Annotated in this window: 14 protein-coding genes and 1 rRNA gene; 14 read left to right on the top strand and 1 reads right to left on the bottom strand. The window is 34.9% G+C overall.

The features are described from left to right. Positions 1-380: 380 nt before the first annotated feature. Positions 381-995, bottom strand: a complete 615-nt coding sequence (locus OPR50_RS01990; RefSeq protein WP_264339671.1) for a hypothetical protein — start codon at positions 993-995, stop codon at positions 381-383. Between the two features lie 153 nt (positions 996-1,148). Here OPR50_RS01990 and OPR50_RS01985 point away from each other — a divergent pair. From OPR50_RS01985 to OPR50_RS01920, 14 genes are all read left to right on the top strand, one after another. Further along, positions 1,149-2,653: ribosomal RNA gene (locus tag OPR50_RS01985) — 16S ribosomal RNA — on the top strand. A gap of 99 nt (positions 2,654-2,752) precedes the next feature. Continuing rightward, positions 2,753-3,130, top strand: coding sequence for a succinate dehydrogenase, cytochrome b556 subunit (gene sdhC / locus OPR50_RS01980; RefSeq protein ID WP_007548462.1), 378 nt, complete (start codon positions 2,753-2,755; stop codon positions 3,128-3,130). After that, positions 3,127-3,483, top strand: a complete 357-nt coding sequence (sdhD, locus tag OPR50_RS01975; RefSeq protein WP_010963113.1) for a succinate dehydrogenase, hydrophobic membrane anchor protein — start codon at positions 3,127-3,129, stop codon at positions 3,481-3,483. Before sdhC ends, sdhD begins: the two co-directional genes overlap by 4 nt. Before the next feature lie 84 nt (positions 3,484-3,567). Next, positions 3,568-4,806: a hypothetical protein gene (locus OPR50_RS01970; RefSeq protein WP_264339673.1), complete on the top strand. Its 1,239-nt coding sequence runs from the start codon at positions 3,568-3,570 to the stop codon at positions 4,804-4,806. A 112-nt stretch (positions 4,807-4,918) separates the two neighbouring features. Beyond that, positions 4,919-6,208 (top strand): sugar phosphate nucleotidyltransferase, encoded by a 1,290-nt coding sequence (locus OPR50_RS01965; protein ID WP_006280310.1) that lies wholly within the window; start codon positions 4,919-4,921, stop codon positions 6,206-6,208. A 133-nt stretch (positions 6,209-6,341) separates the two neighbouring features. Continuing rightward, positions 6,342-7,571 carry a lipoprotein-releasing ABC transporter permease subunit gene (locus OPR50_RS01960; protein WP_012673387.1) on the top strand — a complete coding sequence of 410 codons (1,230 nt, stop codon included), beginning with the start codon at positions 6,342-6,344 and terminating at the stop codon, positions 7,569-7,571. Next, positions 7,564-8,295, top strand: coding sequence for a hypothetical protein (locus OPR50_RS01955; RefSeq protein ID WP_038250643.1), 732 nt, complete (start codon positions 7,564-7,566; stop codon positions 8,293-8,295). The genes OPR50_RS01960 and OPR50_RS01955 overlap by 8 nt, the downstream gene beginning before the upstream one ends. Then, on the top strand, positions 8,292-9,512 hold the full coding sequence (locus OPR50_RS01950) for a heme biosynthesis protein HemY (protein ID WP_265024195.1): 1,221 nt from the start codon (positions 8,292-8,294) through the stop codon (positions 9,510-9,512). The genes OPR50_RS01955 and OPR50_RS01950 overlap by 4 nt, the downstream gene beginning before the upstream one ends. Positions 9,513-9,710: 198 nt before the next feature. After that, entirely contained in the window at positions 9,711-10,583 is an 873-nt protein-coding gene (gene atpG, locus OPR50_RS01945; RefSeq protein ID WP_265024194.1) for an ATP synthase F1 subunit gamma, read from the top strand. An 18-nt stretch (positions 10,584-10,601) separates the two neighbouring features. Beyond that, positions 10,602-11,936, top strand: a complete 1,335-nt coding sequence (locus tag OPR50_RS01940) for a TldD/PmbA family protein (RefSeq protein WP_265024193.1) — start codon at positions 10,602-10,604, stop codon at positions 11,934-11,936. Between the two features lie 174 nt (positions 11,937-12,110). Beyond that, the gene (locus OPR50_RS01935; RefSeq protein WP_006279919.1) at positions 12,111-12,362 is read left to right on the top strand and encodes a cold-shock protein; all 252 of its coding nucleotides are present in this window, start codon (positions 12,111-12,113) and stop codon (positions 12,360-12,362) included. Positions 12,363-12,397: 35 nt separating this feature from the next. Beyond that, positions 12,398-13,624 (top strand): DEAD/DEAH box helicase, encoded by a 1,227-nt coding sequence (locus OPR50_RS01930; protein ID WP_458694429.1) that lies wholly within the window; start codon positions 12,398-12,400, stop codon positions 13,622-13,624. 203 nt (positions 13,625-13,827) lie between these two features. Further along, positions 13,828-16,134, top strand: coding sequence for an AAA family ATPase (locus tag OPR50_RS01925; protein ID WP_265024191.1), 2,307 nt, complete (start codon positions 13,828-13,830; stop codon positions 16,132-16,134). Between the two features lie 64 nt (positions 16,135-16,198). Next, positions 16,199-17,095: a class I fructose-bisphosphate aldolase gene (locus tag OPR50_RS01920; RefSeq protein WP_265024316.1), complete on the top strand. Its 897-nt coding sequence runs from the start codon at positions 16,199-16,201 to the stop codon at positions 17,093-17,095. Positions 17,096-17,100 lie beyond the last annotated feature (5 nt).

The raw sequence follows: 17,100 nt of genomic DNA, 5'->3' as shown, positions 1-17,100 counted from the left end.
TAACTTACGCTGCAAATGTTTAAGAAGTTTACTAAGCAGAAAAAAAGACAAAGAATCCCCGAGTTAGCTAGTCTTTTACTATCTCTGTCGAGTATTGGCATTTTTTGATGTCTTGTAACGCTTTATAAGCGCGTTCAGCTTATTTAGATAAAAATCTAGATGTAGATGAAGTTTTGTAAAGACATACAGTATCTATATACTGCAAAAAATTGAACATAAGACGCCGATACATTAAGTAATCCTTACCTTTTAATCTGCAGATTGGCGAAAGCAAATACAATAGCTTCACTATCATGATAAGGGGGCTGGCGAAGGGTGTCAAGTAAGTTTTTTCGTTTCATCCGATGCGCTGCCAAAAGCTATGCAAAAAGTCCAATGAGTTAACTCCCATATATCCTGAGTAATTCTTGTGCATTAGCTTTGATTAGGATAGGGCATTTTCTATCATTTAATAGGGAACGCAATATTTCAGTTGCACCCTTAACGTCGTTATTGTGTATCTTTACTACAGCAATAGCTTCTTGGCTTGAATAAGGATACACTGTGCTTGATTCTAAATTATCAATTTTGTCTTTATTTATTTTTTCACCGTTGGAGTGAAGTAAGCTCATTACTTCTAAATATTGTGCTAACTCACGCAAAACACCAGGAGCATCTTTATCATCTGCCAAATCATTATAAATAGATGCTGTGTCTGTTGGCATTGAATCTGAGATATGATTGAATGCGCGTTCAAAATTTGCTAAATACTCCCAATTTGAATCTATTTCTTCTAGCAGCGGCTTATTATCTTTTTTTAAGAATAATACTTCGTAAAACTTGTCACCTGCAGTTATAGATTGTTTTGTGTTATCAATGTTGCGCAATAAGTATAATGTGATGCCAACTAACATTGGCGCGAGTGCAAGCAGAAAGATGTATTTTTTCATGGTAATATTCCAAATAGTTATATATTTATACATTAATGCTTTTGATTTGCAAAAACATATTGACATAGTGATTATATCACATAATAATATTCTTAAAGTTGTTTGAATAGTTGGAGATTAAAATATTTCTAAAGTAGAAATAAAGACAGCAGTATTAAGCTAAATTATTTTTTGTCGGATTTATCCGATGTACCCTCAACCTTTTATAGGTTGAAGTCTAAATTTGAGAGTTTGATCCTGGCTCAGAATGAACGCTGGCGGCAGGCCTAACACATGCAAGTCGAACGGAGTTATATTGTAGCTTGCTATGGTATAACTTAGTGGCAGACGGGTGAGTAATGTATAGGAATCTACCTAGTAGTACGGAATAATTGTTGGAAACGGCAACTAATACCGTATACGCCCTACGGGGGAAAAATTTATTGCTATTAGATGAGCCTATATTAGATTAGCTAGTTGGTGGAGTAATAGCCTACCAAGGCAATGATCTATAGCTGATCTGAGAGGATGATCAGCCACACTGGAACTGAGATACGGTCCAGACTCCTACGGGAGGCAGCAGTGGGGAATATTGGACAATGGGCGAAAGCCTGATCCAGCCATGCCGCATGAGTGAAGAAGGCCTTTGGGTTGTAAAGCTCTTTTAGTGAGGAAGATAATGACGGTACTCACAGAAGAAGTCCTGGCTAACTCCGTGCCAGCAGCCGCGGTAATACGGAGAGGGCTAGCGTTATTCGGAATTATTGGGCGTAAAGGGCGCGTAGGCGGATTAGTAAGTTAAAAGTGAAATCCCAAGGCTCAACCTTGGAATTGCTTTTAAAACTGCTAATCTAGAGATTGAAAGAGGATAGAGGAATTCCTAGTGTAGAGGTGAAATTCGTAAATATTAGGAGGAACACCAGTGGCGAAGGCGTCTATCTGGTTCAAATCTGACGCTGAGGCGCGAAAGCGTGGGGAGCAAACAGGATTAGATACCCTGGTAGTCCACGCTGTAAACGATGAATGTTAAATATGGGAAGTTTTACTTTCTGTATTACAGCTAACGCGTTAAACATTCCGCCTGGGGACTACGGTCGCAAGATTAAAACTCAAAGGAATTGACGGGGACCCGCACAAGCGGTGGAGCATGTGGTTTAATTCGATGCAACGCGAAAAACCTTACCACTCCTTGACATGGAAATTATACCTATTCGAAGGGATAGGGTCGGTTCGGCCGGGTTTCACACAGGTGTTGCATGGCTGTCGTCAGCTCGTGTCGTGAGATGTTGGGTTAAGTCCCGCAACGAGCGCAACCCTCATCCTTAGTTACCATCAGGTAATGCTGGGGACTTTAAGGAAACTGCCAGTGATAAAGTGGAGGAAGGTGGGGATGATGTCAAGTCATCATGGCCCTTATGGAGTGGGCTACACACGTGCTACAATGGTGGCTACAATGGGCTGCAAAGTCGCGAGGCTAAGCTAATCCCTTAAAAGCCATCTCAGTTCGGATTGTACTCTGCAACTCGAGTGCATGAAGTTGGAATCGCTAGTAATCGTGGATCAGCACGCCACGGTGAATACGTTCTCGGGTCTTGTACACACTGCCCGTCACGCCATGGGAATTGGTTTCACTCGAAGCTAACGACCTAACCGCAAGGAGGGAGTTATTTAAAGTGGGATCGGTGACTGGGGTGAAGTCGTAACAAGGTAGCAGTAGGGGAATCTGCAGCTGGATTACCTCCTTAGGCTTTGCACATAATTTACCATTTTTAATGATGGTGTTGTTATCTGCTATACTGCTGTCTTTACTTCTACTTTATTTTAATTTCCCGATAACGGATTTTATGAGTGATAGACCTCTTTCTCCACATTTACAAATATATAAAGTACAAGTTACTAGTTTTTTCTCTATTATGCATAGATTGACTGGTATCTTGCTATTCCTTTTATTAATGATACTTTCTTGGTATTTCATATTACATGTTTACTTTCCTGAGTTACTTATAGTAAGGTACTTAAATGCATTACTATTCACTCCTGTTGCTAAATTAGCTTATGTCTTATGTTTTATAAGTTTTGTATATCATTTTCTTAATGGTATTCGTCATTTATTGTGGGATGCTGGGCTTAATTTAGAAATTACTGGCGTTTCAAGGAGTGCTATACTGCTGACAGTAACGCTACTTCTTTCTACTATGGCTTTTTTATTTATGTTTATATGAGTCAGTCTGGAAATTCAGTACATCATTGGTGGGTTCAGCGTGTTTCTGCGGTAATTTTACTGTTCCTGTTTCCTTGGTTTATCTATTCATTTTCTTGCACATTTTATACTGATAGCTCTTTGTCTTTTAGTGAAAAATTTATTAATCACCCTCTAGAGCTTTTATTTTTTGTTGTATTGTTGTTTTGCATTTTTTGGCACGCAGTTCTTGGAATGCAGGTAGTATGCGAAGATTATATACACAGCGTACCTTTGAGGATTTTTACAATTACATGCATAAAGTACTTATCAAGCATTACTTATATAACCCTCGCTTTTACAATCTTTATCTTCTACAGGCATATTTTCTTGTAAAATCACCGGTGCTGTGTTAATATATTATTAGTGTACTAGTTTTATTATTGAACTATAGCATTATAGCGATTTTGGTTTGACAATATGTTTGAAGCATTAAAAAAGGGAGCAATAGATCTTACACTTAAAGCAAAAGGTCTGCTTACTTCACCTGAATCTCAAGTTTACGTCGAAGACCTTAGAAAGGTAATGATGTATGATGGAAGGAAATGCCAGTATCCAAAAAATTATGATCAAATTGTACAGTCTGCTAAAATCATAGAAAACAGGGATATGCATGGAAATGCTATACTAGATAAAGATAAAAATCCAACCTATAAACTTTTGTATGGTCAAAAAGATGAGAATGGAGAACAACCAAGTTTCAGATTATCTTTAGTTACCAAAGATAAAGATAATGATAGATCTTATTTTACTATCAATTATATAGACAATCAGGGTAAGCAAATTCCGATAAATGAGTTGCATAAGTCATATTTTGAGCCATTAGGCTTTTCGAGAATGGATTTGAAAAAACACGTGCCAATTTTTGAAGCTGAAAAAACTAAAGATCCTCAATATCCGTTTGAATTAACTAACTCTTCTGTGCTAACTAAAGAGGTAAAAAATAAAGAAGGTAAAGTTCAGGAAGTTGTTGATGAAAAAGGAAGAAATGGAGAATTATTATACACTAGTGATTATAAAAAGCTAAGCACCCATTTTTCAGAAATTAGAGATCAGAATGGTAATTTAGAGCTAGATAAAAGTCTTATATCTGTTCCTATCGTTTTTGCTACAAGCTTGGCTAAAGTTTGTACTAAATTGTTGACTTCTCTTCCTATAAAGTTAGGGGAGCATTTAATAAGCAAACAAAACCCAATTGCAAAGTCTTTTGGTTATCTTTTATTCACTCCTGCAGCGGCAGTAAAAAATTTAGTGGATATGGGAGCTACCATACTTAAGGCTCCAATTTTATTGTTTGTAGCAAATGAGAAAAAATATGGTGATGCTTACTACACCATGTGGAAACACCAACTGAAAGGATGTTTGGAAGAAGCAAAAAGTGACTTTAATGTTATTAAAGGTGAAGAAAGGCTAAAGCCGGATCATGGGAATCGTGATTCACTAGTGGGCACATGGGATGAGCTTAACGCTAGAAGGCCAAAGAAACAAGGGGATGATAAAGAAGTTAGCAAGAGTAATGAAATACTAAAGAGTCCTGAGGAAGAACAAAATAAGGGTAATGAAATATTAAGTGATAAAAGAAAAGGTCATGTTGAGGAATTACAAAATAGAAGAAATTCACAGCAAGGGCAAGGCGCTACACATGATCACTCTCATTAGCAATTACTTTAAATCAACATTTACTTTCTTTATTAACTATTCCACAACAAAAACTTGCATGTATTTTGCCCTCAGTATAAGATATTAATTATTTAATTAATATCTTAACTAAATGCGCCCTGTAATATTGTGTGGTGGTAGTGGTAGCAGACTTTGGCCTTTATCTAAGCCAAAGCAATTTCAGAAAATATTTAGTCAGAACACTATGTTTCACAACACTTTGTTGAGGCTAAAAAGCGATTATATGCCGCCCATAATTGCTACAAATATACAGTACGAGTCATTAGTGATGGAGGAATTGCATGCACTGCAAGAATATAAAGTGATTTTCGAACCAGTGAAAATTGGAACAGCAGCGGCAATATTAATTGCTGCACTTCTCTGCAATGAAAACGAGACAATGTTAATTCTGCCTTCAGACCATTTTATAGGTGATTTGAATAGTTTTTATGCTTCTACTCAAAAAGCGTCTAAGTTAGCCTCTGAAACTAACTCTATAGTCACTTTTGGGGTTAAGCCTCATGAATTCAATTCTGAATACGGCTATATAAATGCAGTATATGATCAGAAAGAAAAATGTCATATAGTGAAAGATTTTACAGAAAAGCCCGAGCGTAAGTTAAGTAACGATCATTATTGGAACTCTGGAATATTTGTGTTTAAAGCAAAACGCTACATAGATGAGATTAAAAAATCTGCCCCGAATCTTTACAATTTATGTTTTAAATATTTCACACCGCAAGAGAGATTTCTGTATTTAAAACAACGAGATTTTGCAGGAATTGAAGGCATATCCATTGATTACTTGGTGATGGAGAAAGCAAAAAACGTTGCAATGATAGAAGCTAATTTCGATTGGTTGGATGTTGGAACTTGGAATTCAGTTTTAGAATTGAGTGAGAAGTTTAGTAAAGAACCGGTGTCATTTCAGCATGTGATTAGAGAAAAAGAACCAGTTTCAACGACAAAAAGTAATAAAAATTTATTGGGTGGAGCTTGTAAGCAACCAAACAAAAGTCTAATTTCATTTATTCATAAAGTTAAGAAAGTAAAGGTGATAAGGAAAGAAGTTAAACCATGGGGATTTTGTAGTATAATTTTAATGAGCGAAAATTTTCTTATAAAATATCTTTTTATAAATCCATTAAGCTGCACTTCTAAGCAATTCCATCACTATAGAGATGAATACCATATAGTGCTATCAGGAGTTGGGTATGTTAGTTTAGAAGACAAAGAATATGCTATAGCAAAAGACCATATGATAGAAATCCCAAGGGAAGTTTCCCATAGGATTGAAAATAGAAGCATAAGCTCTCCACTTGAAATAGTTGAATTTCAGATAGGAGAGCATTTATCTGATAATGATATAGTGAGGTTAGATGATGTATATGGAAGATTTTGAAATTCTAATGTTAAAGATACTCTATAAGCCTGCTAAATTTAAGGAAGCAAAAATCTCTAGTTTTCAAATAAAGAAAAGTCTACAATTATACGAAGTTTCAAAAATATAATGTTTAACCTCAAAATATTTTGTAATGTCCATTGCCTTTGAAATTACTATGGCTGCTTGCTATTTGCGAGCGAAAAATGCCAGATTTTGCTCTATAATGACTTTGTTCTCTATTATCGGCATTGCCCTTGGAGTTGCAACACTAATAGTGGTGATGTCTGTGATGAACGGATTCAGAGCAAAGTTGCTTGACTCAATACTTGGCATTGATGGCCATATTAATGTTTATTTTGATAGGAACATAAATTCAGATTACTACGCAGTTTCAAAATCTATTGAGAGAATTCCTGGTATATTAAAAGCTACTCCTATGACCAATGATCAAGTTATTATTGTAGCAAACGGTAAAATTGCAGGTAGCGTAGTGCGAGGTGTATCAACTAAAGACTTGCTTGATAGTACTGCCGTTACAAATAATGTAATTATAGGTGATGTAAAAAAATTTGATGAAGGAATAATAATAGGAGCACGCTTAGCAGAAGCTTTGAACGTTGACTATGGCGACGAAATTACGTTTATATCATCTGAAGAATTTGATGCATTACTTGGTGAAATGCCGCGAATGAAAAAATATAAAGTTATAGCAATATTTGATATGGGTATGTTTGAGTATGATAATACCTTGATATATATGCCTCTAAAATCAGCACAAGCCTTTTTTAATTATAAAAATAGCATAAAAAATATAGAAGTACTTGTAGACGACGTTACTAGAGCTGATAAGCTGGCAGATGCTATAGAAAAAGAAATAGGAATGGAAGCTGAAAGTTGGCAATCACAGCAAAGCCATTATTTTAGTGCTTTAAAAACTGAAAGAAATGTGATGTTTTTAATTCTCACTTTGATTATAGTTGTAGCAGCGTTTAATATTATCTCAAATTTAATGATGATAGTGCAAGAAAAGAAATCCGCGATTGCAATTATGCGTACATTTGGTGCAACAAGTGGAAGCATTATGCGTATATTTTGCGCTTGTGGTCTATTAATCGGTTTTACGGGAACTTGTCTTGGCTGTATTATAGGTGTCGTTTTTTCTCTCAATATCGAAAGCATTAGAGTGTTTTTAGAAAACATTACTAACGTCAAGCTGTTTGATCCTATGATATACTTTTTTTCAAGTTTGCCAGTGATATTAGTACCCCAAGACGTAGTAAATATTTCTGCACTTGCGTTACTCTTATCATTTTTAGCGACAATTGCTCCTGCGTTGCAGGCAGCTGCACAAGATCCTGCGGAGATACTACGTTATGAATGATACTCAGCAAAAGTACATAGGTTGGTTCTTAATTGTATTGTTATTTACCGGTTACATCACAATAAATAACATAATCTTTTTAAAAATAAATCAGCAAGAGAGTGAAAACAATGTGAAAGCTTTAACGGAAAACATGGATGAATTTAGAATGTTGCTTGAAGTTAATCAATCTAGAATAGAAAAAAAGATATTTGACCTCAAGAGAAGTCAGCATACTCAATGTGAGCAAGGTGATAATAACTCAAGATGTAAGAACCTTGCAAAATTGCTATTACTTGTGGTTAAAATGAAGAATTCGTTATTGCGAGAAGCAAAATTTGATAACCATATAAATTCAATAAAGCCTTTGATATCAGAGCTTGACGATCCAGAGATAGAAAATGCAGTAGATGAATTAGAAAATTTGAAAGAGATAAATACCTTACACGAATTGAAGTTATCTTTTGAAAAAACTATTGATACTATCGATTACAACAAAAGTACATTGTCTAAAAAAATCATTTCAAACTGGATAAAGGTAGACGACCGAAATGATCCATTAAGAGTAAAATTCGCAGAAATTGAGGAGTCAATAAATGATAATGATTGGCAAAATATAACTGTTACAGTAAGCAATTTAACGCATTCAGAATTCAAGCCATGGCTGAATAAATTGAATGGTTTTATTGTAGCTTCTAAGAATATTTCAACAATATATCATCACTTATTACAATATATCTCATGATTTATTTTATAATTTTCGCTTTTTCGTTTTTATTTGGTATATGGGTCAAGGTAAGTGGTGAAGTAATAAAATTGGAATTAGGCAATTACACTATAAGTATTGATCTATATTTCATTATTTTTACTTGTGTAGTTTTATTATTTTTATTAATTACACTTGTACGCTTTTTTTCCTCCATTTCATTAACATTTGCCAACATAAGAAATAGAAGAAGGGATAGGGAAGAATTGCTTCTCTTTGAAGCTTTCTTTAGCATAGACTTAGACAATATAGAGAATGCCCAAAAGCTAGTTAAAAGTCTGAGTGAGGAGAGCGATAGGTTGTCTTTAATAAAGCTCTTTAACTCAGGTAAGACGGGAAATTACAGCTTTTTCAGTAACGGTTTAACAAATATTGCAAATAAAAATCGTAACTTAGCTCTACTTCTAGCCAATAAGCTGATTGTCCACCTCAAACAAGAAAAAGTAGTCTTTCAAAAATTTATAGAATATTGCTCTAGTTCAATTAACGATAAAATGCTATCTATTCCCTTTCAAATAGAGCATTGCATATTGAAAGAAGATTGGATTAATGCAATTTTGAGGTTGAAGGAAGCAGTTAAGTCCAATATTTTTCTCCCCTTTGATCATAAAGAAATGTTTGCAGTGTTTTATTGCGCTTTAGCAAAGCAATATGAAAGTAAAGGAAATTTTAAGGAGGCTATAAAGTCTTTATTTAGAGCACAACGTTATAGTGCAATTTTTCAGCCCATCAATTATTTAAAGGCAGAATTATATATTAAACTTGGAAAAATCAGAAAAGCTTCTGCAGTGCTAGAGGCAGAGTATACAGTAAATCCTACTCCTCAGTCAGCTAAAATGTACATCAATTTAAATAGTAAAGGTGCTGAAAGACTATACAACTTACGCCCTGATTATTATTTTAGTTACTGTTTACTTGCTTTGTCCTCAATGAGTTCAGGTAAATATGATCTTGCAAGTCAATATTTAGACACTGCTATGAAAAAAGCTAATTACATGTCAATCTACTTTATTGTAATACAACTCAAGGTTACATTGCAAGAACACGACAAGGTAATTTATTGGCTAAACAAGATGGGCTCAGAAGCTTTGCCTGATCCAAGCTGGAAATGTAAAAATTGTAACAGGGAACTAGAACAATGGGATCATAAGTGTTCAAGTTGTAATAGTTTTAATTGTGTTTATTATATATTATAAAATTCCACAAAGTGTAGAAATTACCATTAGACTACTTTCACATTGATATTGCTGAAGTTAGAGCACTTTCTTAATATAATCCTTATCTCCAAACAATAAACCTGCAAGTTTCTTAGCTAGACTTGGTTTTAATGTCAAAAAAACTTGCTTTTAGACACTAACAGTTATATATTTTAATAAATCAGGGTTGTATACAAAATGAAGAGCTTAAAGGAATTATCCTTAAGAATTAAGAATATTAGGTCTGTACAGAAAACCACGAAAATAATGCAAATGGTTTCTGCAGCAAAGTTGTTACAAAGCCAAAAGAAGTTATTAAATTCAAAATTATATGTATCTAAGCTGCATAACATTATTTTTTCATTAATGCTATCAGTTGATCAAGAATTACTGGCAAAAATTCTAAATGTCAGTAACGACGGTTCTTACCTAGTATTCATTATTGCGTCTGATCGTGGCTTGTGCGGCAACTTTAACTCTTCTATTGTCAAATTTAGTCAAGAGCGTATAAATAAGTCAATCGCAAATGGCAAAAAAGTAGATATTGTATTTCTTGGTAAAAAAGCTTTTGATGTAGGTAAAAATAGATTTGACTCTAAAAGTATCTTAAAAATTGAAAATAGTAAGGGAATCACGTTAAAGCACGTAGAAGCTTTGGTTGATGGTATAGATTTAAGTAAATACGATAAAGTTAAAGTTTTTTATAGTAAATTCTATAATACCTTCACGCAAAAACCAATGTTGGAAACAATAAAACCATGGAGTAAAGACTCATCCTTGATTGATAGCTCTCTGGCTGGTCCAACAACAGATTACGGCTATGAGTATGAACCACAAAATATTGAATTTATTTTAAAATCTTTAGTTCAAGATTACGTTGTAATTGCTCTTTACTCTGCTTTACTTGAAAGTGCAACGAGTGAGAATAGTGCTAGAATGGTTGCTATGGAATCAGCAAACAGAAACACTAAAGAGATACTGAACAAATTAGCATTGCTTTATAATCGTTCTCGTCAAGCAGCGATTACGACTGATTTAATTGAAGTTATAGGTGGTGCAGAATCTTTATAGAAATCTAAGGAATAGAAAATGAATATATTAAATATTGCAGCAGATATTACTAAACTAATAAAAAAGCAAAATCAAGATGCGGAAGTTACAATATATGAAACTAATAAGACTTCAGTTTCTCAGCGTCTATCAAAAATTGAGCAAATATCACAATCTAAAAATTGCACTGTAGGAATCAGAGCTATAGCAGGTAAAAACAAAGCTGCGTATATTTCTACAAGCGATTTGAATAATCTGAGTGATACAGTAAGCCAAGTGGTAGAAATGGCAAAGAATGCGCCAGAAGATCCTTGCATTAATTTTGCTGTAAATGGTAGTAATTATATCTCTTCTGCAGATTTAAGTATCTCAGATAATAATGTTGTAACCGTTGATAACCTAAAAGAAATTGCTGAAGCTGCAGAAAATTCAGCCCTTGCACATAAGAGTATCACTAATTCTGAAGGAGCCTCTTCTTCATACGCTTTAGTGAATACAGTATTATCGACTGTTTCTGGTTTTATTGGCTCGTTTAGTAAATCAACCTTTGCTAATCAGGTCTCTGTTGTTGCTGGAAGAGAAAGTGAAATGAAGGTTGGTTGCGATTATGATATAGCATGTAATTTTAGTGATTTAAAGTTGCCAGAGTTAATGGGAAAAGAAGCAGCAAAAAGAGCAGTTGATCAATTGAATTCACGTACAATGAAAACTGGTAAATTTCCAGTTATTTTTGAAAAAAGAGCAGCAAAAGGGCTAGTAAAAAGTTTTGCTTCTGCTATAAATGGGAGCAGTATTATAAGCAACAGTTCTTTCTTGAGGGGTAGTTTAAACGCTCAGATTTTCAACGATAGAATTAATATTATCGATGATCCATTGTTGCCAAGAGGCATAGCATCGAGACCATTTGATGGAGAAGGGATAACTAGCAAGAAAAATATATTTGTAAAAAACGGAATATTACAAAATTGGATTTTAGACTTATACTCGGCTAGAAAATTAGACTCAGAAACAACCGGAAGTGCAACTCGTGCAAGTAATGCTGCAGTTATTCCTGCAGCTAGTAACCTCTACATTGAGAATGGTGATGTATCGTTTGAAGAATTAATTCAGGAAGTGAAAGAGGGAATATATGTAACTGATTTATTTGGTTTTGGTGTCAATTTAATCAATGGCGATTACAGCCAAGGCGCTTCCGGATTTTTTATAGAAAATGGAAAAATAACGTATCCAATACATGAGATTACCATTGCTAGCAATTTGAAGGATATGTTTAGCAATTTAGTCGTTGCAGATGATCTAACTTTTTGTGGGCAATTTAATTCACCAACGATTAAAGTTAGCGAAATGACGGTTGCAGGTTCGCTTAACGATTAAAAAATTTATTTGCATCAAGTACAACAATTGTGTATTATTGTCATGTAATGTTAAGAATAGACTATGGAGTATAAAGGTTTAGTTTCAATAGCTAAGCTTAAAGCATTCTCAATCGTAATTTCAAAGTTTTTCATCACATTAGTAATGTTAGTTAATAATTTAGGAGTTGTTTAAATGGAATTTGGTAATGTAAAATGGTTTAATGCCGAAAAAGGCTATGGTTTCATCAAGCCAGAAGGTAAAGGGGGTGACGTTTTTGTACATATTAGCACATTGGAACGTTCGGGAATAAGACCTGAGGCACTTAAAGGAGAGAATAAAGAGAAGGGAATAAAAGGAGAAAGGGTGAGTTATGAGGTTAAAGAGGAGCGCGGTAGAAACGGAGAAGATAAAAAATCTGCAATAAATTTAAGATTGGAAGATTAATCTATTATGAAGTCTTTTAACAGGATTAACGTATTGTGAATAATTTTCATGAGATGGGTCTCCCAGCTTCGCTTAGACAAGCTCTAGATAAAAATAATCTTTTCGTCCCAACTCCGATTCAAATACAAGCGATTCCCTTAGCGCTACAAGGTAAAGATATTCTCGGATCTGCTCAAACGGGGACTGGAAAAACTTTAGCATTTGCTATTCCGTTGGTTGCTAAGTTGCTGAATGAGCCTAACACTGGTTCAGCTTTAGTCATCGTGCCAACCAGAGAGCTTGCGCATCAGGTAACAAATGAGATAAGAAAACTCTTATCTCAAAATTCTGCACTAAGGGTCGCTTTGTTGATTGGTGGTGAGCCTATTTTTAGGCAGCTAAATCAGCTTCAGAAAAAACCACAAATTGTAATAGGTACTCCTGGTCGTATTATAGACCATATTGAGCGTAAAACTTTGATTACTCGCAATGTTAGCGTTCTTGTGCTTGATGAAACGGATCGTATGTTTGATATGGGCTTTGGAGTTCAGATTGAAGAAATTATGAAGCATTTGCCTAAAATAAGGCAAACTCTTATGTTTTCTGCAACTCTTCCTGGAGATATAGTAAAACTTGCTGAGAAGTACCTTAATCGACCAGAACGTATTTCTGTTGATTGTGAGGTTACAACTTCTGTAAAAATTAAGCAAGAAATTGTTTATGCATCAGAATCAGAAAAATATGAAAAGCTTGTTACACAACTATGTCAGCGCGAAGGATCAATCATTATCTTTGTCAAAACAAAGCGAGGAGCCGATCAGCTAGCTAACAGATTGCACAAAGATGACTATAGCGCTTTAGCAATTCATGGTGATTTAAGGCAGCACAAGCGCGAAAGGGTCATTAATTCTTTTCATCATGGCCGTAATCAAATCATGGTTGCAACAGATGTTGCTTCTCGCGGCCTTGATATTCCCCACATTCAACATGTTATCAATTATGATGCACCACAATCGCAAGCTGACTATATTCATCGTATAGGTAGAACTGCACGCGCTGGAGCTGAAGGGTATGCGCTATCTTTTGTTACACCTCAAGATAAGAGAAGACTGCCTGCACTGGCAGACAAAGAAGGAGAGCTAAATTTTGATTGTAGTGTGCAATTTAAAAAACGTAACAGCAAAAAGGTCTTTAAAAGGCCAAGTACGTTAAAGACTAAATACGGTAGAAAAAAGATCAATGCATTTAAGAAGAAAAGCAGAGTACTAGAAAAAGCGTATTAAATAGGATTTACCTACAATTTGATAAGCGTAAAACTCGTCATTCCGCTACTCATTAGCGGAATCTATGCTGAGATATTGCGGTGCTATGACGTAGATCCAGAGTGGGATTCAAATTGGCTACAGCGAACTGCTGGATTTCAATTTTTTTAATAATTGTGTGCTATTCATTATATATGAGTTCCCACTTTTAAAGAGAATAGGAGATGATTTCCAAAAACTTAGAGGCAAGTTTGAATAGAGCACTATTCATTGCTTCTAATTTTAATCTTAAATATGCGAAAGTAGAACATTTATTGCTGGCGTTAACTAAAGACGTGGATGTAAATTACGTTTTATCAAGATGTAATATCAGAGCCGATGAAATCATCAGTATGGATAACATTCTATCAAGATGCAATATTAAGGCTAATGATTATAATAATAATATAAAAGGGTTTTTACAAAGCAGTTCTGAATTGATTATCAGTGGAGTTAAACCTAGCTCAATGTTTCAATGCATAATACACAGAGCAATAATACGGGCTCATAGCTTGGGGAAAAAAGAAATAAATGGAGCAAGTGTTCTAGTAGAAATTTTGTCTGGGCAAGATTTATACGTTGAAGATCTATTGCAGAAACAAAGTGCGAAAGATTCCAATTTGATTTACCACATATCTAACATGAAATACTCTAACGATATAGATGAATACACCACTAATCATAAAGTAAAACTTGATAAAAATAATGATGCTCCTACTACAGTAAATAAAGGTGAGCTACTAAAAGATGAGGAAATTCTACAAAGTTATTGTAAAAATTTAAATGACTATGCAAGAAGCAAAAAAATAGATTATGTTATTGGTCGTGATTATGAATTAAATCGCACTATAGAAATATTATTGAGGCGTAGAAAAAACAACCCTTTATATGTTGGAGATCCAGGTGTTGGCAAAACCACAATAGTTGAGGGTTTGGTACTCAAAATCATTGAAAACAGTGTTCCAAGTGCGCTCAGGTCCAGTATAATTTATGCTTTGGATTTAGGGTCACTCCTTGCAGGGACACGCTATAGAGGTGATTTTGAAGAGAGAATAAAATCTATAATAAAAGCGATTGAGGCAAAACCAGGTGCTATCCTTTTTATTGACGAAATACACACTATCATTGGAGCAGGTTCTACAAGTGGTAGCTTTCTTGATGCAGGTAACCTACTCAAACCTGCGCTTGCAAGAGGTACACTGCGTTGTATAGGTGCAACTACATATAGAGAATACAGCAATAGTTTTGAAAAAGATAAAGCATTAGCGAGGAGGTTTCAAAAAATTAATGTTAAGGAATCTTCTGTTAACGAAACGATAAAGATACTAGATGGTATAAAGCACTACTATGAAGGGTATCATGGAGTATATTATACAAAGAATGCCATTAGGTCTGCGGCTGAACTTTCGCATAAGTATATTACTGGGCGAATATTACCTGATAAAGCGGTTGATGTTATTGATGAGGCAGGGGCATATTGTAAATTGCTAAGAAACAGGGGTAAAATTGTAAATAGTAGAGATATTAAGAATACCATTACTAGAATTACAAATGTGCCTTGCGGATCTGAATCTGATGATTTGCAGAAAGTAAAGTCTTTAAAAGCTAATCTAGAGAAGGTGATTTTTGGCCAAGAGCAGGCAATAGAATCTCTTGTTAATTCTATTAAAATTGCTAAATCTGGGTTGAGAAATTACAATAAGCCTTTAGCAAATTATCTTTTTGCAGGGCCAACCGGTGTTGGTAAAACCGAGCTAGCAAAACAATTAGCAGAAAGCATGGGCATGAATCTTATACGCTTTGATATGTCCGAATATATTGAGTCTCATACGATATCAAGGATGATTGGTTCTCCTCCTGGATATGTAGGTTATGATCAGGGTGGATTACTCACAGAGTCTGTATCTAATAATCAATATAGTGTTGTGCTGCTTGATGAAATTGAAAAGGCTCATAGCGATATCTATAATATATTGCTACAAATTATGGATTATGGTTGCGTTACAGACACTTACGGACGTAAAGTTAACTTTTCCAATATAATCTTAATTATGACAACTAATGCAGGAGCAGCTGAACGCAGCAAAAGTTTTGTTGGCTTTGGGCATAAAAAATTTAACACTGGTGATAGTGAAAAAGCGATAGAACAGGTTTTTAGCCCTGAATTTCGTAATCGTCTTGATGCGATTATTTCTTTTTCTGACTTAAATGCGGATATAATTCTGCATATTGTAGATAAATTTATTCAGGAACTGAAAAAGCAGCTGATGCAAAAAGGCATAAACTGCTTGGTAGAGGATGAAGTGAAATCTTATCTTGTACAAATGGGTTATAGTAAGGAAATGGGAGCACGTCCGATAGAGAGACTTATTGAAAAAGAGATAAAAAGTTACTTAGCGGAAGAAATACTGAATCGTAAATTAATAAAAGGAAAGAAATTAAGAATCTATATGAATAAAGTAGAAAATAAAATTGCTTTTGATATAGTTTAAAATCCTTGTATTGAACTTCATCTTTGTTACAATCTATAACTTAAATTCAATTTGAATTATAGTGATAAGTGATAAAGTAAAACAAGTCCTAAGCTACTACGAAAGTGAAAACCCTGGGGTAAAAGCAAATCTTACTCGTATTCTCATGCATGGAAAGCTTGGCGGCACTGGCAAGTTAGTGATTCTGCCAGTAGATCAAGGATTTGAGCATGGTCCAATTAAAAGTTTTGAAGTTAACCCTGATGCTTATGACCCACATTATCATTTTCAGCTTGCGGTTGATTCGGGAGTAAGTGCATATGCTGCTCCACTTGGTATGATTGAAGCTGGTGCTGCAACTTATGCTGGAATGCTCCCACTTATTTTGAAACTTAATAGTTCCAACTCTTTACATTCAAAGGATCTAACCTCTGATCAGGCAATAACCTCTTCTGTGAAAGATGCGCTGCGTTTGGGATGCTTAGCTGTCGGATTTACTATATATCCTGGTTCTGCTAAGTGTTTCGATATGATGGAGGAAGCCCGTGGAATCATAGCTGAAGCCAAATCTTATGGGCTTGCAGTAGTGCTATGGTCTTATCCACGCGGTGAAGGGATTTCCAAAGAAGGTGAAACAGCAGTTGATGTTATTGCCTATGCTGCGCACATGGCAGCTTTGCTTAGCGCTAATATAATAAAAGTAAAACTTCCAACTAAATATTTGGAAAGGGAGAAAATAGAAACAGAAAATATTGAATCATTATCTAAAAGAATTGAATATGTTAAAAGGTCTTGTTTTGCAGGGAAAAGAATAGTAGTTTTTTCTGGTGGTGAATCGAAGGAAGTAGATAACATATACAATGAAGCGAAAGAAATTAAGCAGGGTGGCGGTAATGGTTCAATCATTGGACGTAACACTTTTCAACGCAAAAGGGAGGAGGCTTTATCTATGCTAAAAGATATAATGGATATCTACACATAAAAAAC

The sequence above is a fragment of the Wolbachia endosymbiont (group A) of Epagoge grotiana genome, assembly GCF_947251775.1.
Classification (GTDB): domain Bacteria; phylum Pseudomonadota; class Alphaproteobacteria; order Rickettsiales; family Anaplasmataceae; genus Wolbachia; species Wolbachia pipientis.
Note: the sequence above shows the minus strand (reverse complement) of the source record. Positions and strands in the feature narration are given on the sequence as shown.

Coding starts and splice junctions, on each gene's coding strand:
- OPR50_RS01955 (WP_038250643.1), top strand. CDS start 7,564: ATGAATGATACTCAGCAAAAGTACATAGGTTGGTTCTTAATTGTATTG.
- OPR50_RS01990 (WP_264339671.1), bottom strand. CDS start 995: ATGTCAATATGTTTTTGCAAATCAAAAGCATTAATGTATAAATATATA.
- OPR50_RS01970 (WP_264339673.1), top strand. CDS start 3,568: ATGTTTGAAGCATTAAAAAAGGGAGCAATAGATCTTACACTTAAAGCA.
- sdhC (WP_007548462.1), top strand. CDS start 2,753: ATGAGTGATAGACCTCTTTCTCCACATTTACAAATATATAAAGTACAA.
- OPR50_RS01960 (WP_012673387.1), top strand. CDS start 6,342: ATGTCCATTGCCTTTGAAATTACTATGGCTGCTTGCTATTTGCGAGCG.
- OPR50_RS01965 (WP_006280310.1), top strand. CDS start 4,919: ATGCGCCCTGTAATATTGTGTGGTGGTAGTGGTAGCAGACTTTGGCCT.
- OPR50_RS01935 (WP_006279919.1), top strand. CDS start 12,111: ATGGAATTTGGTAATGTAAAATGGTTTAATGCCGAAAAAGGCTATGGT.
- sdhD (WP_010963113.1), top strand. CDS start 3,127: ATGAGTCAGTCTGGAAATTCAGTACATCATTGGTGGGTTCAGCGTGTT.
- OPR50_RS01940 (WP_265024193.1), top strand. CDS start 10,602: ATGAATATATTAAATATTGCAGCAGATATTACTAAACTAATAAAAAAG.
- OPR50_RS01950 (WP_265024195.1), top strand. CDS start 8,292: ATGATTTATTTTATAATTTTCGCTTTTTCGTTTTTATTTGGTATATGG.
- OPR50_RS01925 (WP_265024191.1), top strand. CDS start 13,828: ATGATTTCCAAAAACTTAGAGGCAAGTTTGAATAGAGCACTATTCATT.
- atpG (WP_265024194.1), top strand. CDS start 9,711: ATGAAGAGCTTAAAGGAATTATCCTTAAGAATTAAGAATATTAGGTCT.